The sequence below is a fragment of the Streptomyces sp. NPDC022910 genome, from assembly GCF_055561075.1.
Genome location: NZ_JBVHHL010000024.1, coordinates 93,685 through 115,563, shown reverse-complemented (window position 1 = coordinate 115,563; position 21,879 = coordinate 93,685). Strand labels below are relative to the sequence as shown.

The following is a 21,879-nucleotide window of genomic DNA, read 5'->3' as shown; positions in this document are numbered from 1 at the left end:
GTCGCACCGACGTCCGACGTACGCGTCGTCGTCATCGACTGCACCGACACCGGGGCATCACCACCCACCGCCACAGATCCGACCTGGATCTGCCGCGACGTGCGCCGCTGCGCAATCGGCCGGGCCGGCACCTCGGGAACGCCCAAGGAAACGGCGGTCATCGCGTCACCGCTGCTTTCCGCTGGTCATGGTCTCGCGCGCGGCCCTCAGCGACTCCTTCAAGGAGCCCATGGTGGCGAGCACGGCCGTCGGCTCGTAACCGCAGTGCGCCATGCAGTTGGCGCAGCGCGGATCCTTGCCGCGGCCGTACTTGTCCCAGTCGGTCTCCTCCAGCAGCTGCTTGTACGTGGCCACGTACCCGTCGCTCATCAGGTAGCAGGGCTTCTGCCAGCCGAAGAGCGAGTAGCTCGGGATCGCCCACGCGGTGCACGGGAAGTCGACCTTGCCCTCCAGGAAGTCCAGGAAGAGCGGGCTCTGGTTGAGCCGCCACCGCCTGCGGTTGCCGCCCGCGAAGGCCTTCTTGAACAGCTCACGGGTCTGCTGGACCCCGAGGAAGTGCTCCTGGTCGGGCGCCTTCTCGTAGGCATAGGCGGGCGAGAGCATCATCTCGTCGACCTGCAGGTCGTCGTTGAGGTAGTTCAGCACCTCGACGATCGTCTGCGGAGTGTCCGTGTTGAAGAAGGTCGAGTTGGTGGTGACCCGGAAGCCGCGCCGCTTGGCCTCCTTGATGGCCTCCACCGCCTCGTCGAAGGTGCCCTCCTTGGCCACCGAGGCGTCATGCCGCTCGCGCAGCCCGTCGATGTGCACGGCCCAGGCGAAGTAGGGGGAGGGCTTGAACTTGTCCATCTTCTTGCGCATCAACAGTGCGTTGGTGCACAGGAAGACGAACTTCTTCTTGGCCACCAACTGCCGTACGATCTCGTCGATCTGCGGATGCATCAACGGTTCACCGCCCGCGATGGACACCATCGGAGCGCCGGACTCCAGGACCGCCCCCACGGCTTGGGCCACGGGCATGCGCTGCTTGAGCACGCCTGCCGGATGCTGGATCTTGCCACAGCCCTCGCACTTCAGGTTGCAGGCGAAGAGTGGTTCCAGCTCGACCAGCAGGGCGAACTTGTCCCGCTTCTTGAGTTTCTGTTCAAACAGGTACGTAGCGACCTTGATGGACTGGCGCAGCGGCATGGCCATCTGGCTCACCTCCGAGGGAGCAGCAAAGAACGGTGCCATTCGAAGAAAGCGGGAAGGACGGCACGAAGAACACGGAAGGCTGATATTCCCCCGCGCAAGGTGCCGATACGGACGAGTTCATGTTCTGGAGCGTCCACGACCACCCGGACAGCCGCAACCGGGCGCGCCCCCGCGCGCACGGCGCTGTGGAGCGTGGCCGCGGACTCCATGTCGACCGCGATGGCGCCGGTCGCGAGCAGTTCCGACCGCTCCGGACCGCGGACGACGTGGTCCGAGCCGGTGAGCGGCCCGGTGTGGACGGTGCGCCCCGGGACGGCGCGGACGAGTTCCTTGACGAGCAGGTCGGTGGCCGCGCACGGGGTGGTACCGCGCGGGTCCCGGGCCTCCTCGGCGACGACCAGGTCACCGGGATGCATGCCCGGGGCGAGCCCCGCGCAGAAGCCCGTGGCGACGACGGCAGCCCCGGCGAGGGCGGGCTCGGCGAGCACCCGGGTGACCGAGCGTTCGGCCGCCCGGGGCCCCATACCCGTACGGAGCAGGGTGACGGGCCCGTCGGCACCCGTGTGGCCGCCGCTGCGCAGGGCGAGGTGCTCGATGCCGAGCGCGCAGGCGATCAGCAGCGGGGCCGAAGCGGGCTTGTGGCTCATCAGCTCCCCTCGACCTCGGCGAACGGTTCGCCGTTGACGTAGCGGCCGAGCGCTGTGAGCGGGAAGACCTGCCGGTAGAGGTGGTAGTTGATGGAGAAGTCCCAGGGGAAGCCGGTGCCGGTGAAGTACGGCTCGTCCCAGGAACCATCCTCGTTCTGGGTCCGGGTGAGGAAGTCGATCCCGCGCTCCACGGCCTTGGACTCGCTCTCCCCCGCGGCCAGCAGCGCGAGCAGCGCCCACGCCGTCTGCGAGGCGGTGGAGGCACCCCGACCGCTCCACTCCTGGACGTACTTGTATGAGCGCAGGTCCTCGCCCCAGCCTCCGTCGTCGTTCTGCACACTCTCCAGCCAGGCGACGGCCCGACGGATCGCCGGGTGCGAGCCGGGGAAGCCGGCGGCCACCAGCGCGGGCACCACCGAGCCGGTGCCGTAGACGTAGTTGACACCCCACCGCCCGAACCATGAGCCATCCGGCTCCTGTTCGGCCAGCAGCCACTCGATGCCCCGGCGGGTGCGCGGGTCGTGGGAGAGGCCCTCGACCGCGAGCATCTCCACGACGTGCGCGGTGACGTCGGCGGAGGGCGGGTCGATGACCTCGCCGAAGTCGCAGAACGGCAGCCGGTTGGGGAACGGGCTGGTGTTGTCGACGTCGAAGGCGCCCCACGCGCCGTTCTTCGACTGCATGCCGAGGTTCCAGCGCACCCCCCGCCCGATGGCCTTCTCGATCCGCTCCTGGTCGTGGTGCTTGACGCGGCGCAGGGCGAGGACGACCTCGGCCGTGTCGTCGATGTCGGGGTAGTTGTCGTTGTCGAACTCGAACGCCCAACCGCCCGGCGGCAGCCCGGGCCTTTGCACCGACCAGTCGCCGGGCCGGACGATCTGCTCGCCGAGCATCCAGTCCGCGGCCTTCACCAGTTGCGGATGGTCGGCGGGCAGGCCGGCGTCGGCGAGCGCGATGGTGGCGAGGCAGGTGTCCCACACCGGGGACTGACACGCCTCGATCATGCGGGCACCGTCCTCGCGCCACACGGCGAAACGGTCCAGCGACGCGATGCCCTCCCGCATCACCGGGTGTTGGAGGTCGTAGCCGAGCAGGTGCAGCGCGATGACCGAGTACACCGCGGGCGGCTGGATACCGCCCCAGCAGCCGTCGTTCTCCTGCCGCTCGATGATCCAGCGGGCGGCGGTGTTCATGGCGGCCCTGCGCAACCGGCGCGGGGCGACCTTGCGGAACTGGTGCAGCGCCTTGTCCAGCCGCTGGAAGACACCGTCCCAGCTCGCCACGGGGGCGAGGCCCCTGGCCGGATTGGGGTCGCTCGCGTCGGTGTGCAGCTCGTCGAGCGGGAACGGCGCGGGCCGCACCGGACGCTTCGCCGAGACGATGGTGAGCGGCACGATGGTCTGGCGCGCCCAGCAGCCGAAGTCGTAGATGTTCAGCGGCATCCACTTCGGGAAGTAGATGAGCTCAGGCGGCAGTTCCGGCAGGTCCTCCCACTTCCACCAGCCGAACAGGGCGAGCCAGATCCGGGTGAAGACGCGGGAGGCGGCGATGCCGCCCTGCTCCCGGACCCACGCGGACGCCTTCGCCATATGGGGCTCGTCAGGCGCGTCGCCGGCCAGCCGCAGGGCTACGTACGCCTCGATGGTGGTGGAGAGTTCGCCGGGTCCGCCGTAGAAGGTGGCCCACGTGCCGTCGTCGCGCTGCTCGCCGCGGATGAAGAGCGCGGCGGCATGGGTGGTCTTCTCGTCGCGGATCCCCAGGAACTGGCGCAGCAGCAGGTCCTCGGCGTCCATCGTGACGTTCGTCTCGAGGTCGCCCTTCCACCAGCCCTGGGAGTCCTGTCGCGAGAGCAGGAAGTCTGTCGCACGCCGCATGGCGCGCTCGGCGGCGTCTCGAGTGCCGACCGTCCCGGCCGCCTCCGGGAGCGGTTCGCTGGTTTCGCTGGCCGAGTCGGCCCGGGGCGGTAGAGCCCCGGTGCTTCCGTCGGTCGTCGCTGTCATGGCTTCCCCTTCGTGCAGTCGTGCAAATCGTGCTGCTGTGGGTCCGCCGTCGGCCGGTGCGTGTGCGCTCTGGGCACCGGTCGGCGACTACGCGAGGTGTATTCGACCGATAGTGATCATCTCTTCCGTACGACGACGAAATCGGCGAGCGCCGTGAACTGCGCCCGCACCTCCTGGGGCATCCGGACCGAGTCCAGGGCTTCCACGGCGATCGCGTGCTGGCGACGCGCCTCCTGGGCGGTCCACTCGCGGCCGCCCGCCTCCTCGATGAGAGCGGCGCGCGCGGCGAACTCCTCCTCGGAGAAGTTCTCGAAGTCGCTGCTCTTGGCGTCCTCGGCGAGGATCTCCCCGAGCCGCTCGGAGGCGGGTCCGCCCGCCGCCAGCGCGGCCACGACCGGCAGGGACTTCTTGCGCTGGCGCAGATCGCTCCAGGTCTGCTTTCCGGTGGCCTCCGGGTCGCCCCAGATGCCGAGGAGATCGTCGACGGCCTGGAAGGCCAGGCCGAGGTGGTAGCCGTACTTCTCCAGGGTGTCGGCGGTGGTGTCGTCGGCGCCGCCGAGTACCGCGCCGATGGAGGAGGCGCAGGCGAGCAGGGCTCCGGTCTTGTTGCCCTCCATCTCCAGGCACTCCGGCACGCTGACGCGGTCGCGGTGCTCGTAGGAGATGTCCTGCGCCTGACCGTCGATCAGGGCACGTGTGGCGGCCGTCAGACGCCGGGTGGCGCGCCCGGCCTCCACGGTGCCGAGCTCCAGCAGGATCTCGTTGGCCAGGGCGAAGAGGGCGTCGCCGACGAGGATCGCCTGGGCGGGTCCGTGCACCTTCCACACGGTGTCGCGGTGGCGGCGCTGTTCGTCGCCGTCCATCAGGTCGTCGTGCAGGAGAGAGAAGTTGTGCACCATCTCGACCGCGACCGCGCCCGGCACGCCCACCTCGGGGGCCCGGCCCGCGGCCTCGGCGGAAAGCAGGGCGAGAGCGGGGCGCACGGCCTTGCCGCCGTCGCCGTCCGCGGGGTTGCCCTTGGCGTCGATCCAGCCGAAGTGGTAGGCGGCGACGGTGTCCATGGGCGGTGCGAGGCGGTCCACTGCCTCCCGCAGCACCGGGGTGGCCAGGGTCCGGCCGCGCTCCAGAAGCGCGGACACGTCCACCGCGATCCTTCGAGCGGCCGTCTCGGCCGGGGGCACAGTGGGCACAGTCTCTCCTCTTGTCGCGATACCGGGGGTGCGGGGGCCTGCCCCGTGCGGATCGACGCTCATGCCGCCTCCTCGAAGAGGCCGGGGAGATGTGCGCCGGACCGGCCGAGGGCGCCCAGCGCGGCGCCCGCCGCACTGACTCCACTGCGGACCGCACTCTCCATGGTTGCGGGCCACCCGGTGGCGGTCCACGCTCCGGCCAGGTAGAGGCCGGGGGCCTTGGTGCGGGCGCCGGGCCGCAGCCGCCCGACGCCGGGGGTGGGGGCGAACGTCGCCGTGCGCTCCCGGGTCACGAAGAAGTCCTTCACCTCGGCGCCACGGGTGGCGGGCAACAGCCGCTCCAGCTCCGGCAGATAGCGCTCGCGCAGCACCGACACGGGTTCGTCGATCTCGTCCTGCGCGGCCGACTGCGACAGCGCCAGGTACTGGCCCTCGCGCAGCCCGGAGGCCTCGGTGCGGTCGAACACCCACTGCACCGGGGAGCCGAGCGCGGCGAAGAACGGCCGGCCCAGCACCTTGCGGTCGTAGACGACATGGACGTTGAGGATCGGCGCGGTGCCGATCTCGAGCAGCCGCTCGGGGGCGTCGAGGGCTCCGGCGGGCAGTAGATCGTGCGCCTCGCGCTGCGGTACGGCGAGGACCACCGCGTCGGCCTCGAGGCGCTCGCCGGGAACCTGAACGCTCCAGTTCCCGTTTTCGTCAGTAGAGATGGAGGTGACGCGTGTACGGACCTCGGTACGGACGCCCGCGGAGTCGAGCGCCTTGCGGGCCAGCCGGTCGTGCAGTTCGCCCAGCGGGACGCGAGCCCATCCGATGTCGGCCGCGCCCGGGTCGGACAGCAGACCGGTCTTGAACACCATCGCGGCGAGCCCGAGCGATGCATCGCCGGCCACCGCGTTGAGGGTGGCGACCCCGACCAGGTCCCACAGTGCCTCGACGGCACGCGCCGACTGACCGTGCGCGGCCAGCCAGCTGCCGAAGTCCTGCGCGTCGAGCGCGGGATCCGCGAGGTCCAGTGCTCGGAGCGCCAGTGCGGCACGCCCGACCTTGGCGCGCTCGGCGAGCGAGAGATGGGGGTAGGTCGCCAGGCTGCGCCCGAGATGCAGGGGGACGGGCAGTGCGTCGCGACGTAGTCTGCCGAGCCGTCTTCCGGGTGCGCCCTCCGCGTCGAGAACGGGCACGTCGAGACGATCCTGCATCGGTGCCAGCGCGGCCGCGTCGATGCGGTCGAGGAACCAGCGGTAGGCGGTGCAGCACCGCAGATAGACGTGCTGGCCGTTGTCGACGGTCAGGCCACCACGTTGGAAGGAGAAGGCGAGACCGCCCAGGCGGGGACGTCCCTCCAGCAGGGTGACCCGCACGCCGGCATCGGCGAGCGCGAGCGCGGCCGTGATGCCTGCGAGCCCTCCCCCGACGACCACGGCGGACGTCCCCGAGGCGGACGGCGGCGCCCCGGGGCGACCAGAGGCGTCCTCGGCCGGGCCCCCCGGCTGTGTGCCGTCGCTCATCGTGCTTCCTCCCCTGCCGGTCCGCCGTGGTGCTTGAACGATGCACGGCAGTCCGTCGCAGTCATGGACGCCGCGCCGCACCGGAGGGTTGCCTGCCGCTTTTCGGCGGTCGAGTCACCTTGGACCGGATTGTCCATCACACACGCCTCCTGACGGTCCGCCGGGACACGCTCCGCGCGTCCAGGCCCGACAGACCGCGCACGGCGACGTACGCCTTCTCCCGGCCGGGCAGCGAGACCCGGCCGCGCAGCACCGCCTCCGGCTCGCGCTCGATACGGTCGAGCAGCCGGCGGTAGATGCCGGCCATGGCGGCCACGCAGGCGCCGCTGCGCCGGTCGAGCATGGGGAGCAGCCGGTAGCCCTCGGCGAAAAGGGTGCGGGCCCGACGCACTTCGAAGTGCACGAGGCCCGCGAAGTCGGAGCCCTCGGGTGGGGTCGGTCCGTGGAAGCCGGTCGAGCAGCCGAACTTGGCCAGGTCGTCGGCGGGCAGATAGACCCGCCCGCCCTCGGCGTCCTCGCGGATGTCCCGGAGGATATTGGTGAGTTGCAGCGCGAGCCCGAGCGTGTCGGCATACTCCGGCGCGCGCTCGGCGCCGCGCGCCCCCGGCTCGGTGCCGAACACGCCGAGCGAGAGCCGCCCGATGGCCCCGGCCACGCAGCGGCAGTAGACCTTCAGGTCGTCCCAGGTCTCGTAGGTTTCGCCGCGGACGTCCATGAGGACGCCGTCGATGAGCTCGTCGAGGCCGCCGAGCGGGATCGGGAAGTGCCGGGCAGCGTGGGCGAGGGCGACCGCGACCGGGTCGGTGTCGTCCTCGGCCACCTCTCCCTCGCGGATCCGGCCCAGCAGCGCCCGGGTCTCCTCCAGCCGCTCGGTCTTGACCTCGGCCGACAACGCGCCGTCGCCGATGTCGTCGACCCGCCGTGAGAACGCGTAGAGCGCGGACATGGCACGACGCTTGGGCGTCGGCAGGAGTCTGATGCCGTACGCGAAGTTACGGGCCTGCTGCCCGGTGACGGCCTCGCAGTAGCTGTACGCGGCGAGTACCGGTGGGGACATGTGCGGTGGAGACTCCACGGTCCGGATCACCCCTCTCCTCGCAGAGTCACGCCCACCTCGCGCAGCAACCGGAGCTTTCCGGGCTTGGGCGGGCCGGGAAGTACGTCGTATTCGGCGGCGGCGATCGCCTGGATCGCCGCCCTTCCTCCCGCCACGAAGCCCGCCAGCAGCAGTCTGAGCCTGCCGTGGACGCTACCCACGAGGGGGGCGCCTTCATTCAGGAGATCGCGGGCGCGTTCTGCTTCGTACGCAACCAGTGCGCGCACCGATGCGCCTGCTGTCTTCGTGGCGAGATCCGTCTCCTGGACATGAAAGCGCTTCATGTCCTCGGCGGGCAGATAGATGCGGTCGCGGCCGAGGTCCTCGGCGACGTCCTGGAGGTGTTCCACGATCTGCAGCGCCGTGCAGATCGCGTCGGAGCGGCGGATGCGCTCGGGAGTGGAGGTGCCGGTGACGCCCAGAACGAGCCGGCCGACCGGGTTCGCGGACAGCTCGCAGTACGCGAGGAGGTCGTCGTACCTCTCGTACCGGCCGATGAGCTGGTCCTGGCGGTTGGCGGCGATCAGACCGAGAAACGGCTCGGGGGTGAGACCGGCGCGCCGGACCGTGGGCTGCAGGCGGCGCAGGAGGGGGTGACGCGGCGTCGAGTCGAAGACCCTGTGCAGATCGGCCTCGAAAGCGTCCAGGAGAACGAGGCGGTCCTCGGCTTCCTCGGGCGACACGCCGAGCAGACGGGCGTCGGCGCCACCCGAAGCGAGGTCGCCGTCACCGATGTCGTCGACCAGACGAGCGAAGCCGTAGACGGCCATCAGGTCGGCACGCCAGGCCCTGGGCAGGAAGAAGGGTGCCACAGGGAAGTTCTCGTCCGCGGCCTTGTCGAGGGTGTGGCGCTCCAGGTCGCCGATGCGCGCCGTCCCGGCTTGGGTCACCGCTCGCCGCCCGACGCGGAGACGGCACATGCCTCGCGGAGCTGGAGACTTTCCGTAGCCATTGCCGTCACATCTCCCGTTCTACACTGCCCACCTAATACATCCTATTTCGGACACGCCGCCCGACCATCCGCACAGCGCGGCAGGTGTGGGTGCAGGGCATTATCGCCCCACTTGCCGCGAATCAGCACCGGTACAGCTTACGTTGTACAACGCAGCGAGGTTCGTCGGGGTGTCCTGCACATCACAACAACACACCGATTTGCGTCAAGATTCCTTGCCGCAAACAGAGTTGGCGTTTTCTTTGCAGACGCAGGGCCCCGCCGGACCGTTCCGGCGGGGCCCTGGGCATGAAAGGGCTACTTGCCCGTGAATTTCTCGTACTCCTTCAGGACCTCTTCGGTGGGACCGTCCATCCGCAGCTCACCGCGCTCCAGCCACAGCACCCGGTCACAGGTGTCCCGGATCGACTTGTTGTTGTGACTGACCAGAAACACCGTGCCCGCCTCCTTGCGCAGCTCGCGGATACGCTCCTCGGACCGCTTCTGGAACTTGCGGTCACCGGTGGCGAGGGCCTCGTCGATCATGAGGACGTCGTGGTCCTTGGCGGCCGCGATGGAGAAGCGCAGCCGCGCCGCCATGCCGGAGGAGTAGGTGCGCATCGGCAGCGTGATGAAGTCACCCTTCTCGTTGATGCCCGAGAAGTCGACGATGTCCTGGTATCTGGCTTTGATCTCCTCGCTGGACATACCCATCGCAAGGCCGCCCAGGATGACGTTGCGCTCGCCCGTCAGGTCGTTCATCAGGGCCGCGTTCACGCCGAGCAGCGAGGGCTGGCCGTCGGTGTAGACCCTCCCCCGCTCGGCGGGCAGCAGACCGGCGATGGCCCGCAGCAGCGTGGACTTGCCGGAGCCGTTCGAACCGATCAGACCGATGGCCTCGCCCCGGTAGGCGACGAACGAGACGCCCCTGACCGCGTGCACCTTGCGTACGCCGCGCGCCGCGTCGTCGGAGCCTCGCCTGAGGATGCGGCTGAGGGCGGCGGTCGCACTGCCCTTGCCCGTCCTGGCGCCGTTGACGCGATAGACGATGTGCAGCTCGTCCGCGATGACGGTGGGCACCCTGGCCCCGGTGTCCTTCTCAGCCACGGCCGTACCGCTCCTCCGCCTTCCAGAAGTACACGAACCCGCCGACGAAGACGACGACGGCCCAGAACAGCGCGATGGCCCAGACGTGCGGCGGGAGGTTCTCGGAACCGTAGTCCTTGATGACCACGAAACGCATCAGGTCCATGTAGACGGCGGCCGGGTTCACCTGCAACGCGCGGATGACCCATTCGGGGCGGCCGACGAGCATGTTGTGGATGGAGAACATGACGCCGGAGGCGTACATCCAGGTCCGCAGGACGAACGGCATCAGCTGGGCGAGGTCCGGCGTCTTGGCACCCAGCCGCGCCACGATCAGCGCGAGACCGGTGTTGAAGAGGAACTGCAGCACCAGCACCGGAACGATCAGCAGCCAGGACAGGCGCGGATAGCTGCCGAACCCCACCACCACGGCGAACAGCACGATCATCGAGAACAGCAGCTGCTGGAGCTGCTGCAGCGCGAACGAGACGGGCAGCGAGGCCCGCGGGAAGTGCAGTGCGCGCACCAGGCCCAGATTGCCGGAGATCGCGCGGACGCCGGCCATGATCGAGCTCTGGGTGAACGTGAAGACGAAAACGCCGGTCACCAGGAACGGGATGTACGTGCCGTGCGACATGCCGCGGCTGGCCTTCAGGATCAGCCCGAAGATCAGGAAGTACACGCACGCGTTCAGCAGCGGGGTGGCCACCTGCCACAGCTGGCCCAGCTTGGCCTGGCTGTACTGGGCGGTGAGCTTCGCCTGCGAGAAGGCGAGGATGAAGTGACGGCGTCCCCACAGCTGGCGGACGTACTCGACGAGTCCGGGCCGGGCACCGCTGACCGAGAGCCCGTACTTGGCGGCCAACTCGGCCGCGGTCAGCCCGTCATCGGGCGACGGACGGTCGCTCACCGCGACGCCGCCGTCATGCGTTGTCTCACTCACAGGTTGGCAAACTCTCCGTCTTCGGGTCGCACGGCCTGCCCGCGCACGGATGGGAGCCGGGATGTGGGTCCCACCCGCTGGGTTCCGTCTATCGAGCTTGTCAGATGACCGGAGGGCGGCCCAGTCGGGTAAGCCGCCACACCGTACGCCACCTCATGGGGCGCCGGGGGCCGCTCGGAGCCGTCCAGCCCTCCCGGAACCCGCCGAACCACGCCCTGAGCGCGGCCCGCGACGGGCGGCGCAGCAGCGTCAGGATCATCCAGACGCCCAGGTAGACCGGGACGAGGACGGCGGGCAGGTTGCGACGGGCCAGCCAGACCCGGTTGCGGGCGACCATCCGGTGGTAGACCGCGTGCCGGGAGGGGGCTGTCGTGGGGTGGTACAGCACCATGTCCGAGCGGTAGTCGATCATCCAGCCCGCGTCCAGGGCCCGCCAGGCCAGGTCGGTCTCCTCGTGGGCGTAGAAGAACTCGCCCGGCAGACCGCCGACCTCGGCGAAGACCTTCGTACGGACGGCGTTGGCGCCGCCCAGGAAGGTCGTGACCCGGGAGGAGCGCATCGGGTCCGAGGCGCGCAGCCGCGGCACATGGCGCCGCTGGGTCTCGCCGGTGTCGGGGTCGGCGATGCGGAAGCTGATGATGCCGAGCTCCGGGTCGGCGGCGAAGGCCTGGCGGCACAGCTCGGCGGTGTCGTTGCGGGCCAGGAGGCCGTCGTCGTCCAGGAAGAGGATGACATCGACGTCATACCCGTCGGTGCTGCCGCGACGGAAGGCCGCGATGCCGACGTTGCGGCCGCCGGGGATGCCGAGGTTCTCGGGCAGCTCCACCGTGCGGACGCCGTCGGGGACGTCCGGGACGGGCGAGCCGTTGCCGACCACGACCACCTCGACCGGGTCGCCGTCCTGCTTGGCCACCGAGTCGAGGAGGGCGCGGAGCTCGGCGGGACGGTTGCCCATCGTGATGACGACGGCCCCGACCTTTATGGCGCCGCTCACTTCAGCCTGCTCGAGGCGAGGACGGACACGAGGTGGAGCAGCGTCTGCAGCATCGCGATACCGGCCAGCACCGCGACGCCGAGCCGGGAGAAGAAGAGGTCGCCCCGGACCGCGTCCAGGATCGCCAGAACCAGGATCAGCAGGGACGCCTCTATACCGAGGACGAGCCGGTGGAACTTCAGCGCCCCGGCGGCCCTGCGGGCCAGCGCCAGACCGGAGGACCGCGGCTCGGACGCCGCCTCCTTGACCGGCGGCAGCCCGGCCTGGTGACGGGCGACCCCCACGAGATCGGTCTCGGCCTTGATCAGGACGGCGCCGAGGGCGGCGAGGGTGCCGAGGAAGGCCCACAACCAGTCGATCCGCCCGGAGCCCCACAGGTCGGCGGCGCGCAGGCCGAAGCCGACCAGGACCGCGGCGTCGCACAGATACGCCCCGACCCGGTCCAGGTACACCCCGGCGAGCGAGTACTGCTTCTTCCAGCGGGCGATCTCGCCGTCGACGCAGTCCAGCAGCAGGTAGAGCTGGACCAACACCACCCCGAGTACGGCGCCCGCCACACCCGGCACCAGCAGGGCCGGGGCGGCGAGGACACCGAAGACGGTCATCAGGTACGTCAGCTGGTTGGGCGTGACCCCGGTGTTCACCAGGTAACGGTCGATCCGCAGCGAGATCTCCCGCATGTAGAGGCGTCCCGCCCAGTGCTCACCGCTGCGCCGGTCCTTCACCCCGGAAGGATGAACGACGGGACGGAGTTCAGCTACCGATGGCCTTGACATAGTCGGCGTATGCGTCCTTGATCTGGTCGGTCTTCAGGTCGAGGTGTTCGAGGATCGTGTAGCGGCCGGGCCGGGTCTGCGGGGCGAACTCCACGGCCTGGACGAACTCGTCCACCGTGAAGCCGATCTCCTCCGGCAGCACGGGCAGCCCGTGCCGGCGCAGCACCTGAGCCATGAATGCCGACTCGTCGTGCGCCCCTCGCAGATACATCGCGAAGGCGGCGCCCAGGCCGCACTGCTCGCCATGGGCGGCCGCGCGCTGGGGGAACAGCAGGTCGAAGGCGTGGTTGATCTCGTGGCACGCGCCGGAGGACGGTCGGGAGTCGCCCGAGACCGACATGGCGATACCGCTGAGGACCAGCGCCTCGGCCAGCACCTGGAGGAAGTCGTTGTCGCCGATGCCGCCGGGGTGGCGCAGCACGGACTCGCCGGCCTGTCGGGCCATCGCCGCGGCGAGACCGTCGATCTTCTCGCCGTTGACGCGGTTGGCCAGCTCCCAGTCCGCGATCGCGGAGATGTTCGAAACGGCGTCGCCGATACCCGCGCGCACGAAACGCGCCGGGGCCTCGCGGATGACGTCGAGGTCGATGACGACTGCGATCGGGTTCGGCACACCGTACGAGCCGCGGCCGGCGTCGTTGTCGAGGGTGGCCACCGGCGAGCACAGGCCGTCGTGCGCCAGGTTCGTGGGTACGGCGACCAGCGGCAGGCCGACGCGCGCGGCGGCGAACTTGGCGCAGTCGATGATCTTGCCACCGCCCAGGCCCACGAGTGCGTCGTAGTGGCCGGCCCTCATGTCAGCGGCCAGCCGGACCGCGTCGTCGAGGGTTCCGCCGCCGACCTCGTACCAGGTGGCGCCGGGCAGACTGGGGGTGAGTCGCTCACGCAGCCGGGCCCCCGAACCGTCGCTGACCGCGACGGCCAGCTTCCCCGAGTGCGAGATGCGTTCGTCGGCGAGCACACTCGCCAGGTCGTCGAGGGCACCCGGGCGGATGTCGACGACGACGGGTGAGGGGATGAGCCTCGTCAGTACCGGCACGCGATCTCCCGGCCCTTGGCGAGGTCGTCGTGGTTGTCGATCTCGACCCACCGAACGTCACCGATCGGCGCGACGTCGATACGGAAGCCTCGGTCGACCAGCTCCTGGTACCCGTCCTCGTAGTAGAGCTGGGGGTCCCGCTCGAACGTGGCACGCAGGGCGTCGACCAGCTCGGCGGCCGCGTCGCCCTCGATCAGGGTGACGCCGATGTACTCGCCGGTCGCCTCGGCCGGATCCATCAGCTTGGTGATCCTCTTCACGCCCCGGTCGGGGTCGACGACCACCTTCATCTCCTCGTCGGCGAGCTTCTTCACCGTGTCGAGGGCCAGGATGATCTTCTTGCCGTCACCGCGGGCGGCGAGCAGCGTCTTCTCGACGGAGACCGGGTGCACCGTGTCACCGTTGGCGAGGATCACACCGTCCTTGAGGGCGTCACGGCCGCACCACAGGGAGTAGGCGTTGTTCCACTCCTCGGCCTTGTCGTTGTCGATGAGGGTGAGCTTGAGGCCGTACTTCTCCTCCAGAGCCGCCTGGCGCTCGTAGACGGCCTCCTTGCAGTAGCCCACGATGATCGCGGCCTCGGTCAGACCGATCTCGGCGAAGTTGCCGAGGGTGAGGTCCAGGACCGTGAGGCTCTCCTCTGTGCCCGCGGGCCCCACCGGCACCAGAGCCTTGGGCAGGGTGTCGGTATAAGGGCGCAGACGCCGTCCGGCGCCGGCCGCCAGCACAAGGCCGATCATGCAGGTTCTCCTTCATCGTGTACGGCGGGCGCACCACTCTTGTGAGCGGTCACCCAGAACCGGATGCTCTCGACGAGCACCACCAGGGCCACGTAGACCGCGAGGGCCGTGAGCGCGACCTTGAACTGCGCCGCGGTGAGCAGCGCGGCGAGGGCCGTGACCAGCAGCGTCCGGCCTTCGTGCCCCCCGATTGCGCGCACCAGCCAGTGCGGCGGCGCGCCGGCGTCGCCGCGGATGCGGTACACCGTGTCGTAGTGATGGTAGGCGACAGCCGCCACCAGTCCGAAAGCCGCTGGAAGCACTCCGTTTACCCCGGATTTGGCTGCCAGCACCAGGACGGTGGCGTATTCGGCCACCCGGAAGAGCGGGGGGACGAGCCAGTCCAGGGGGCCCTTGAGAGGCTGGGACAGAGCCAGGCCGGACGTGACGGCGTAGACGACGGCTCCCCCGACGACCGCCCAGAGGTCACCGGAGAGGAGGGCCGAGGCGAGGACCGCGACACCGATCACCGCCAGCGGCATGGGAGCACCGGGGCGGATCCGCGTGTTCGGACCGCGCAACTTGGCCACGTAATCGGCGAACGGCCCGCTGTCCGCCAGGTCGGCCAGCGCCCGCGCAGCCTGTTCGGTTCGCCGCGCCCTGCGCGTCAGCGAGCGCAGCACGCGGCCCGCGCTGGTGTACGCGGCGGCGAAGGCGCAGCCGATGAGCAGGGCGTAGAAGGTGATGCGGGGAGTGGTGACGGCCGTCAGAACGGCGATCATCGCCCACCGTTCACCGATCGGCAGGACGATCATCCGGCGCACCCACACCGTCCAGCCGACGCTGTCGAGGCGGTCCGAGAGGGCAGCGGTGGGACTGGTGTTCGCGGTCGCGGCAGGATCCCCGACGTTTGCCTCGTTGAAGGCGAAGTCCACTACGTGCCGGCAGGTCTGCAGGACCATCGCGCCCAGGGCGAGCGCCCAGACGTCGTCACCGCCACGGGCAGCGCCGAGGGCGAGGCCTGCGTAGTAGGCGTACTCCTTGGCGCGGTCGAAGGTGGCGTCCAGCCAGGCACCGAGCGTCGAGTACTGCAGCGAGTAGCGGGCGAGCTGGCCGTCGGTGCAGTCGAGGACGAAGGAGAGGAGCAGCAGGATGCCCGCGGCGACGAAACCGCCGCGGGTACCGGTGGCCGCGCAGCCCGCCGCGATCAGGGCGGTGAGCAGCGAGGCGGTGGTGACCTGGTTGGGGGTGAGGCCGCGGCGGGCGCACCAGCGAGCGAGGTAACGCGAGTACGGGCTGATGAAGTGCGTGGTGAAGAAACCGTCGCGAGCCTTGACGGCGCTCCGCAGACGCACGGCCTCGTCGTCGATGGCTGAGACCGCCTGGCGGGCCTCGTTGCGGGTCTGGGGGTCGGCGGGGACGGCGGCGACCAGCGTGCCGAGTTCGGGGTGATGGACCGGAATGCCGTCGGCGTCGAGGGCCGCGGTGACGCGCTCGGCGAGGTTCTCGGTGACGACCGCCGCACCGCCGGTCGCGGCCGAGTTCTCGCGGGCCAGCGCGCGGGTCAGCGCCTGGCGGGCGGCGGGCTGGGCGGTGACGGCACCGGGCACGGCGGCGGCCGGGAAGCGGGGATCGGTGAGACCGAGGCGCAGCGCGTGCAGATGGCCAACGAAGCGGGCGTCGACGACCGCGACCCGCTGGTTCGCCGGCACGGCGGCGAGGAGTGTCTCGGCGTCACCGGCGTCGGTGGCGACCCGCACGTCGAAGCCGAGGGACCGCAGATCGCCCTCGAGCGACGATCCGGGAACCGGCTGACCGGTGAGGATGGCGGTCGACAGACGAACTCACTCCCTGAGGCCCGACGTGTACGAACGTCGGTCATATGTGTGGTGTGGGACACCCGGAGCAGGGGCCGGGCGGCATGTCGGCAGAGGTTATCGGATGCCTGGAAGCCGGTGTTCACCGGCCGTTCATAGACTGATCAACCCGGTCTGCCCGACTGCCGCCGCGATCATCATCATCGATCGGACAGGCGCGCCACAAACTGCGCGTCCATATCCCTGCAATATCCCTGCAATCGCGACATCGCACTTGTCACGTGAGGGAACATTCATGCCATGACTTATTCATAGGGGACTTCTCCTTCATAGAGGCCTTCTCCACCTCTATAGGGGCCTTCTCCACCTTCCCGGACAGGGACCCTGTTCGCCGGGCGGACATAGGGTGAGGGGCCATGACATGGCTGATCACCGGCGGGGCCGGATACATCGGGGCACACGTGGCGCGGGCGATGGCCGGGCAAGGTGAGCGCGTCCTCGTTCTGGACGATCTCTCTTCCGGTGTGCCGACGCGGCTGCCGGAGAGCATTCCGCTGGTCCAGGGCTCCACGCTGGACGGCGAGCTGCTGAAGCGGGTCCTTGCCGAACACGCGGTGACCGGTGTGGTGCACCTCGCCGCGCGCAAGCAGGTCGGCGAGTCCGTGGCCCAGCCCACGCGCTACTACCAGGAGAACGTGGGCGGTCTGGCGACGCTGCTGGACGCGGTGGCGGGGGCGGGAGTCGAACGGTTCCTGTTCTCCTCGTCCGCCGCCGTCTACGGCAACCCCGATGTGGACCTCATCACGGAGGACACTCCCTGCGCCCCTATGAGCCCGTACGGCGAGACGAAGCTCGCGGGCGAGTGGCTGGTGCGGGCGGCGGGCCGGGCGCACGGCATCGCAACCGCGTGCCTTCGGTACTTCAACGTGGCGGGCGCGGCCGAGCCGGAGCTGGCCGACACGGGCGTCTTCAACGTCGTGCCGATGGTCTTCGACCGGCTGACCCGCGGCGATGCCCCGCGGATCTTCGGCGACGACTATCCGACGCCGGACGGCACCTGCGTGCGCGACTACATCCACGTCGCCGACCTCGCCGACGCGCACCTCGCGGCGGCCCGGCGGCTGGCTGGGGGCGCGACGGGCGATCTGACCGTCAACATCGGCCGCGGCGAAGGCGTGTCGGTACGGGAGCTCGTCACGCTCATCGGCGAGGTGACCGGGGACACCACGCCCGCGGTCGTCGAGCCGCGCCGTCCCGGTGACGCCCCCCGCGCGGTCGGGTCCTCGGCGCTGGCCGAGCGGGAGCTGGGCTGGAGCGCCCGGCTCGGGGTGCACGAGATGGTGGAGTCGGCCTGGCGGGGCTGGCTGCTGCACCACCCTCAGGGGCGCCACGACTGACCGGGTGCACCCGGCGTACGCGCGACGCGGGAGAGGGTCACACTACAACCGGGCCCGGCAGCACACGGGCGTGTGAGGGACGCGTGTGCGCCGGGTGTACGACACATACCGGGCCCCGTGCGTCCGGGACGCAATCCGGCGGGGCGGTTCCCCCTCGCCGACGCCGGGCACGATCAGGTGTCCCGCCTCTTACGGCGTCTGTTCCGTGGGGCCGTACGGCCCCGTCCGGACGGGCGGAGCGGGACATGCGGGGGGTTACGAAGTGCCGGGAGTGCCGGATTCGTACGGCAGACTTGGGGCTGGACAACCGATGCGAAGGATGGGTATGCCGATCACACCTGCCAGCGCGACGGACCGTTCGTCGAACGGCACCGCCGAGGCCATCTTGCTGGAGCTCGTCGACGAGAACGGCACCACCATCGGCACGGCGGAGAAGCTCGCCGCCCATCAGCCGCCGGGCCGACTCCACCGGGCGTTCTCGGTGTTCCTCTTCGACGAGCGCGGACGGCTGCTGCTCCAGCAGCGGGCGCTGGGCAAGTACCACTCCCCCGGTGTCTGGTCGAACACCTGCTGCGGCCATCCCTACCCGGGCGAGGCGCCGTTCGCGGCGGCGGCCCGGCGGACCTACGAGGAGCTGGGGATCTCCCCGTCGCTGCTGGGGGAGGCGGGCACCGTCCGCTACAACCACCCGGACCCGGACTCGGGCCTGGTGGAGCAGGAGTACAACCATCTCTTCGTCGGTCTCGTGCAGTCCACCCTGCACCCGGACCCGCAGGAGGTGGGAGCCACGGTCTTCGTGACCCCCGACGAACTGGCGGAGCGGCACGTGAAGGACACGTTCTCGTCGTGGTTCACGACGGTCCTGGACGCCGCGCGGCCGGCGATCAGGGAGCTGACCGGTCCGTCCGCGGGCTGGTGACACCAGGGTCCGTCCCGGCCCGCACGGCCGGGACGGACTCACCCGGTCCGCGCATGCCTGACATCCCTCACAGGAACCCCGGGGGTTTGAGCGGAAGGGCGGCCCAGATCACCTTGCCGCCGCTCGCCGTGTGCTCGACGTCGCACACCCCGCCCTCCTCCCTGGTGATCTCGCGGACCAGAAGCAGTCCCCGGCCGCCGGTCCGGCCGTGGTCGGCCTCCAGGGCGCTCGGGCGGTAGGGGTGCTCGTCCTCCACCGACACCCGCACCCACTCGGGACCGACGGCGACCTCCACGGCGAGCATCGGCGACAGCAGCGCCGCGTGCCGGACCGCGTTGGTGACCAGTTCGGACACGATCAGCAGCAGCGACTGCACGGTGTCGTCCGAAGCGGGCACGCCCTGGCGGGCGAGCAGGTCCCGGACGGCGTGCCGCGCCTGCGGCACCGAGGCGTCCACGGCGGCGGCGGTGAATCGCCACACCCCCTCGTACGGCAGCGGGCCCGGTGCTCTGCGGCTGTCCGGAGGGTTCCCGTCGCCTTCAGGGCGTGGGCCAGACCCTCGCCCTTGGTTGTCCATCGTCCGGTCGCCACCCTTGCGCTCGATTGTCACCACACGTCGAGTGTTGGGAATGCGCTGGTCCGTCCCGAATGACTGACCAGAAGTAAGCCGCTATCGACGGCATCTGACCGTTGGCGCCTGGCGCGGTCGGCTGGATGACCGGTCCTGCCCCCGTTGCGCCGACTTCGGAACTCTTCGGGTTGTACGGGTTCCGCGTCCGCTCGTCCGGTACGTTGCGCCGGACCCTTCTTGATCGCGCGTTGCGGGGGTGCGGATAGCATCCGGCGTATGGAGCCGCAGCTGCTGCACCGCGTCACCGACGGGGTCGCGACCGTCGTCATCCACCACCCGGCCAAGCGGAACGCCATGACGGCCGGCATGTGGGAGGCGCTTCCGCCGCTGCTCGACGAGCTGGCCGCCGATCCGGCCGTCCGGGTGCTGGTGCTCACCGGTGAGGGCGGGACGTTCTGCGCGGGCGCCGACATCTCCACCTTGCGGGAGTCACCCGAGAAGGCACAGACCCTGGCCGTGCTGGCCGAGGAGGCGCTGGCCGCGTTTCCGATGCCGACCCTGGCGGCGGTCCGAGGCCACTGCGTGGGGGGCGGGTCACAGCTGGCGGCGGCCTGCGACCTGCGGTTCGCGCAGGACGGCGCGCTGTTCGGGGTGACCCCGGCCAAGCTGGGGATAGTCTACCCGGCCTCCTCCACCCGTCGGCTGGTGTCGCTGGTGGGGCCCGGCACCGCGAAGTACCTGTTGTTCTCAGGCGAGTTGATGGATGCGGCGCGGGCCCTGCGGACGGGCCTGCTCGACGAGGTGCTGCCCGAGGGTGAACTCGACAAGCGTGTCGCCGAGTTCACCCGCGCACTGGCCGCACGCTCGCAGCTGACGCAGGCCGCGGCCAAAGAGTTCGCGAACGGGCGCACGGACCGGGACGCGTACTGGGCCGAGCAGGCGCGCGGGAGCGGCGACACCGCGGAGGGCGTCGCCGCGTTCCTGGAGCGCAGGCAGCCGCGGTTCACGTGGACTACGTCAGGATGAAGCGGCTCTTGGCGCGGAACTCCTCGACGAGGTGGGCGGGCGCCTTGTGCGGGGACCCCGCGTCGTAGGGCGGCTGTGGGTCGTACTCGGTCAGCAGCTGTACGGCCTGGGCGTGTTCGTCGCCCGCGATACGGCCGAGCAGCGCGAGCCCCATGTCGATCCCGGAGGACACACCGGCGGCGGTGACGTACTTGCCGTCGAACACGACGCGCTCGCCGGTGGGCTGCGCGCCGAACCGCCCGAGGAAGTCCAGGGCCAGCCAGTGCGAGGTGGCCCGGCGCCCCTCGAGGAGCCCGGCGGCTGCGAGCAGCAGCGAACCGGTGCACACGGACGTCGTCCAGGTGCTGGTGGAGTCGGCCGAGCGCAGCCAGTCCAGGAGTGGCTCGTTCTCCATCTGCGGCGTCTGGCCGGGGCCACCGGGGACGACCACGATGTCCGGGGCCGGCACCTCGGCCAGGGCCCGGTCGGCGGTGAGGGCGAGGGCGCCGGTGTCGCTGCGCACGGGCCCCGTCCGCTCGGCGACGAAGACGGTCTCGGCGTCGGGGAGTCGGCCGAGCGTCTCGTACGGGCCCACAGCGTCGAGGGCGGTGAACCGGTCAAAGAGGACGATCGCGATCTGCATGCGCTTCCCTTCGGTCATGGTCGGTGGCCGTGTGGTCCGAGGTGATCAGTGAGTGGCTGCCAGGCGGAAGCCACGCCCTCGCCGAAGTGGCCGACCCGCACAGCGATTGTTGGCGGACCCGGGGATGGCCGCAACGCCGAACAGCCCACTTTTCCCGCCATCGCGCTCCCCGTCGTTCTCTGCGTACCGACCAGTCGGTAACGTGTCGGCCATGACGACTCCCCTGCCGGAGCGCGCCGGGCGGCGCTGCCACAACGTGATCAATCCGCTCCACTCGACGCACTACTTCTCGCCGGATCTGGAACGGGAACTGACCGCCGTGGGCATCGGCGACCAGAGGGCCGCCTACTTCGCGGTCCGTGCCGCCGCGATGGGACCGGTGGGCGCGGGCGTGGTGACGGCGACGTTCTACAACTTCCAGCCCGAGCTGGTGGCACGGCACGTGCCCGCCATGTGGGAAACGGCGTCCCCCGAGGTGGTGCTCGCGGCACGCACGCGTGCCGTCGACACGACGCTGCGCCGACTGCTCGGCGAAGAGACCGTCGCCTCCAAGGAGATGGCCGAGGCGGCGGAACTCGCGCTGCGCGCGACGGAGGCGTGCACCCCGCACGCGCGCCCGTTGTATGCCGCGCACGCCGGTCTGCCCGTGCCCGACGAACCGCACCTGGCGTTCTGGCACGCGGCCACGCTGCTGCGCGAGCACCGCGGCGACGGCCATCTGACCGTGCTGCTCGACGTGGAACTCGACCCCGTGGAGGCGCTGGTGACACACACGGCGACGGGCAAGGGCATGGCCCCGAAGTGGGCCCTCGCCACACGCGGCTGGAGCCGTCAGGACTGGGACGCGGCGTCCGGGCGGCTGCGCGAGCGCGGGCTGATCGACGCGGAGGGCGAGTTGACCGAGGCCGGCACCGCGCTGCGCAAGGAGATCGAGGCGGCGACCGACCGCCTCGACCGGGCTCCCTACGAGCACCTCGGCGCAGCGGGCGTCGAGCGGCTGACGGAGCTGGCGGGCGGGCTGCTGATGAGGGCGCTCGCGGCCGGGGCCTTCCCTGAGGGCATGATCGGCAAGGGGTGAGGTACCGGACGTCGTCCCATGTGGACACGCCGGCACGACGGAAGGGGAAACTGTGCTCCGTGCGACAGCAGATGTCCTGCGCCAGATCGGCGGTGCCCTCGCCACGGTGGTGGCTCTGCCGTTCCGGGCTCTGGCCCGGCTGTTCGGCGGGGCTTCGGCCTCGGCACGGGGCGGCGCCCGCCGGGTCTGAGGAGCCGGTCGCACGGGGCGGCCGAGTGACGGAGGCCGTCCCGTGCGACCCGGATGCCGTCCGTGTCCCCGCCCTGAGCCCGTGTTGTCGGTGCGACCTGCCACAATTGCCGCGCAACCTCAGTGGAGAAGGCGGTACG

General features: G+C 70.4%; 23 protein-coding genes. 5 read left to right on the top strand and 18 right to left on the bottom strand.

Annotated features, from left to right (window positions below; genetic code table 11):
* The 16 genes from ACZ3TS_RS23100 to ACZ3TS_RS23025 all read right to left on the bottom strand — a co-directional run.
* Positions 1 to 161, bottom strand: a 161-nt coding sequence (locus ACZ3TS_RS23100) for a flavodoxin-dependent (E)-4-hydroxy-3-methylbut-2-enyl-diphosphate synthase (RefSeq protein ID WP_467620829.1), incomplete at its 3' end; no start/stop codon positions are given.
* Positions 162 to 165: 4 nt separating this feature from the next.
* Positions 166 to 1,191 (bottom strand): adenosyl-hopene transferase HpnH, encoded by a 1,026-nt coding sequence (hpnH, locus tag ACZ3TS_RS23095; RefSeq protein WP_467620813.1) that lies wholly within the window; start codon positions 1,189 to 1,191, stop codon positions 166 to 168.
* 5 nt (positions 1,192 to 1,196) lie between these two features.
* Complete coding sequence (locus tag ACZ3TS_RS23090) at positions 1,197 to 1,838, bottom strand: phosphorylase family protein (RefSeq protein ID WP_467620811.1); 642 nt, start codon at positions 1,836 to 1,838, stop codon at positions 1,197 to 1,199.
* Positions 1,838 to 3,838 carry a squalene--hopene cyclase gene (shc, locus tag ACZ3TS_RS23085; protein ID WP_467620808.1) on the bottom strand — a complete coding sequence of 667 codons (2,001 nt, stop codon included), beginning with the start codon at positions 3,836 to 3,838 and terminating at the stop codon, positions 1,838 to 1,840. Before shc ends, ACZ3TS_RS23090 begins: the two co-directional genes overlap by 1 nt.
* Positions 3,839 to 3,954: 116 nt before the next feature.
* Positions 3,955 to 5,091: a polyprenyl synthetase family protein gene (locus ACZ3TS_RS23080; protein ID WP_467620805.1), complete on the bottom strand. Its 1,137-nt coding sequence runs from the start codon at positions 5,089 to 5,091 to the stop codon at positions 3,955 to 3,957.
* Positions 5,088 to 6,536, bottom strand: coding sequence for a hydroxysqualene dehydroxylase HpnE (gene hpnE, locus ACZ3TS_RS23075; protein WP_467620803.1), 1,449 nt, complete (start codon positions 6,534 to 6,536; stop codon positions 5,088 to 5,090). The genes ACZ3TS_RS23080 and hpnE overlap by 4 nt, the downstream gene beginning before the upstream one ends.
* Positions 6,533 to 6,673: a DUF6380 family protein gene (locus ACZ3TS_RS23070; RefSeq protein ID WP_467620800.1), complete on the bottom strand. Its 141-nt coding sequence runs from the start codon at positions 6,671 to 6,673 to the stop codon at positions 6,533 to 6,535. The genes hpnE and ACZ3TS_RS23070 overlap by 4 nt, the downstream gene beginning before the upstream one ends.
* Positions 6,673 to 7,623, bottom strand: coding sequence for a presqualene diphosphate synthase HpnD (hpnD, locus tag ACZ3TS_RS23065; protein WP_467620797.1), 951 nt, complete (start codon positions 7,621 to 7,623; stop codon positions 6,673 to 6,675). Before hpnD ends, ACZ3TS_RS23070 begins: the two co-directional genes overlap by 1 nt.
* Entirely contained in the window at positions 7,620 to 8,522 is a 903-nt protein-coding gene (hpnC, locus tag ACZ3TS_RS23060) for a squalene synthase HpnC (protein ID WP_467620794.1), read from the bottom strand. The genes hpnD and hpnC overlap by 4 nt, the downstream gene beginning before the upstream one ends.
* Before the next feature lie 359 nt (positions 8,523 to 8,881).
* On the bottom strand, positions 8,882 to 9,670 hold the full coding sequence (locus ACZ3TS_RS23055; protein ID WP_467620791.1) for an ABC transporter ATP-binding protein: 789 nt from the start codon (positions 9,668 to 9,670) through the stop codon (positions 8,882 to 8,884).
* Positions 9,663 to 10,592, bottom strand: a complete 930-nt coding sequence (locus tag ACZ3TS_RS23050; RefSeq protein WP_467620788.1) for an ABC transporter permease — start codon at positions 10,590 to 10,592, stop codon at positions 9,663 to 9,665. The genes ACZ3TS_RS23055 and ACZ3TS_RS23050 overlap by 8 nt, the downstream gene beginning before the upstream one ends.
* Positions 10,593 to 10,692: 100 nt before the next feature.
* Entirely contained in the window at positions 10,693 to 11,574 is an 882-nt protein-coding gene (locus tag ACZ3TS_RS23045) for a glycosyltransferase family 2 protein (RefSeq protein WP_467620826.1), read from the bottom strand.
* Between the two features lie 8 nt (positions 11,575 to 11,582).
* Positions 11,583 to 12,362, bottom strand: a complete 780-nt coding sequence (locus tag ACZ3TS_RS23040; protein WP_467620785.1) for a CDP-alcohol phosphatidyltransferase family protein — start codon at positions 12,360 to 12,362, stop codon at positions 11,583 to 11,585.
* Positions 12,340 to 13,401, bottom strand: a complete 1,062-nt coding sequence (locus ACZ3TS_RS23035; protein ID WP_467620783.1) for an iron-containing alcohol dehydrogenase family protein — start codon at positions 13,399 to 13,401, stop codon at positions 12,340 to 12,342. Before ACZ3TS_RS23035 ends, ACZ3TS_RS23040 begins: the two co-directional genes overlap by 23 nt.
* Complete coding sequence (locus ACZ3TS_RS23030) at positions 13,389 to 14,141, bottom strand: phosphocholine cytidylyltransferase family protein (protein ID WP_467620780.1); 753 nt, start codon at positions 14,139 to 14,141, stop codon at positions 13,389 to 13,391. Before ACZ3TS_RS23030 ends, ACZ3TS_RS23035 begins: the two co-directional genes overlap by 13 nt.
* A complete protein-coding gene (locus tag ACZ3TS_RS23025; RefSeq protein ID WP_467620823.1) occupies positions 14,138 to 15,958 on the bottom strand; it encodes a DUF5941 domain-containing protein in 1,821 nt (606 codons plus the stop codon). The genes ACZ3TS_RS23030 and ACZ3TS_RS23025 overlap by 4 nt, the downstream gene beginning before the upstream one ends.
* A gap of 395 nt (positions 15,959 to 16,353) precedes the next feature.
* On the opposite strand from ACZ3TS_RS23025, the gene galE reads away from it, so the two are divergent.
* Both galE and idi read left to right on the top strand, forming a co-directional pair.
* Positions 16,354 to 17,334, top strand: a complete 981-nt coding sequence (gene galE / locus ACZ3TS_RS23020; RefSeq protein WP_467620777.1) for a UDP-glucose 4-epimerase GalE — start codon at positions 16,354 to 16,356, stop codon at positions 17,332 to 17,334.
* 325 nt (positions 17,335 to 17,659) lie between these two features.
* Positions 17,660 to 18,253 (top strand): isopentenyl-diphosphate Delta-isomerase, encoded by a 594-nt coding sequence (gene idi, locus ACZ3TS_RS23015; protein ID WP_467620774.1) that lies wholly within the window; start codon positions 17,660 to 17,662, stop codon positions 18,251 to 18,253.
* A 67-nt stretch (positions 18,254 to 18,320) separates the two neighbouring features.
* Here idi and ACZ3TS_RS23010 read toward each other — a convergent pair whose 3' ends face one another.
* Positions 18,321 to 18,830 carry an ATP-binding protein gene (locus ACZ3TS_RS23010; RefSeq protein WP_467620821.1) on the bottom strand — a complete coding sequence of 170 codons (510 nt, stop codon included), beginning with the start codon at positions 18,828 to 18,830 and terminating at the stop codon, positions 18,321 to 18,323.
* Positions 18,831 to 19,100: 270 nt separating this feature from the next.
* Here ACZ3TS_RS23010 and ACZ3TS_RS23005 point away from each other — a divergent pair, with 270 nt between their 5' ends.
* Positions 19,101 to 19,850 (top strand): enoyl-CoA hydratase/isomerase family protein, encoded by a 750-nt coding sequence (locus ACZ3TS_RS23005; protein ID WP_467620771.1) that lies wholly within the window; start codon positions 19,101 to 19,103, stop codon positions 19,848 to 19,850.
* Here ACZ3TS_RS23005 and ACZ3TS_RS23000 read toward each other — a convergent pair.
* Positions 19,837 to 20,472, bottom strand: coding sequence for a DJ-1/PfpI family protein (locus ACZ3TS_RS23000; RefSeq protein WP_467620818.1), 636 nt, complete (start codon positions 20,470 to 20,472; stop codon positions 19,837 to 19,839). The genes ACZ3TS_RS23005 and ACZ3TS_RS23000 overlap by 14 nt on opposite strands.
* Before the next feature lie 211 nt (positions 20,473 to 20,683).
* Here ACZ3TS_RS23000 and ACZ3TS_RS22995 point away from each other — a divergent pair, with 211 nt between their 5' ends.
* Both ACZ3TS_RS22995 and ACZ3TS_RS22990 read left to right on the top strand, forming a co-directional pair.
* Positions 20,684 to 21,550 carry an SCO6745 family protein gene (locus ACZ3TS_RS22995; protein ID WP_467620769.1) on the top strand — a complete coding sequence of 289 codons (867 nt, stop codon included), beginning with the start codon at positions 20,684 to 20,686 and terminating at the stop codon, positions 21,548 to 21,550.
* A gap of 52 nt (positions 21,551 to 21,602) precedes the next feature.
* Entirely contained in the window at positions 21,603 to 21,740 is a 138-nt protein-coding gene (locus tag ACZ3TS_RS22990; RefSeq protein WP_467620767.1) for an LPFR motif small protein, read from the top strand.
* Positions 21,741 to 21,879: the final 139 nt, after the last annotated feature.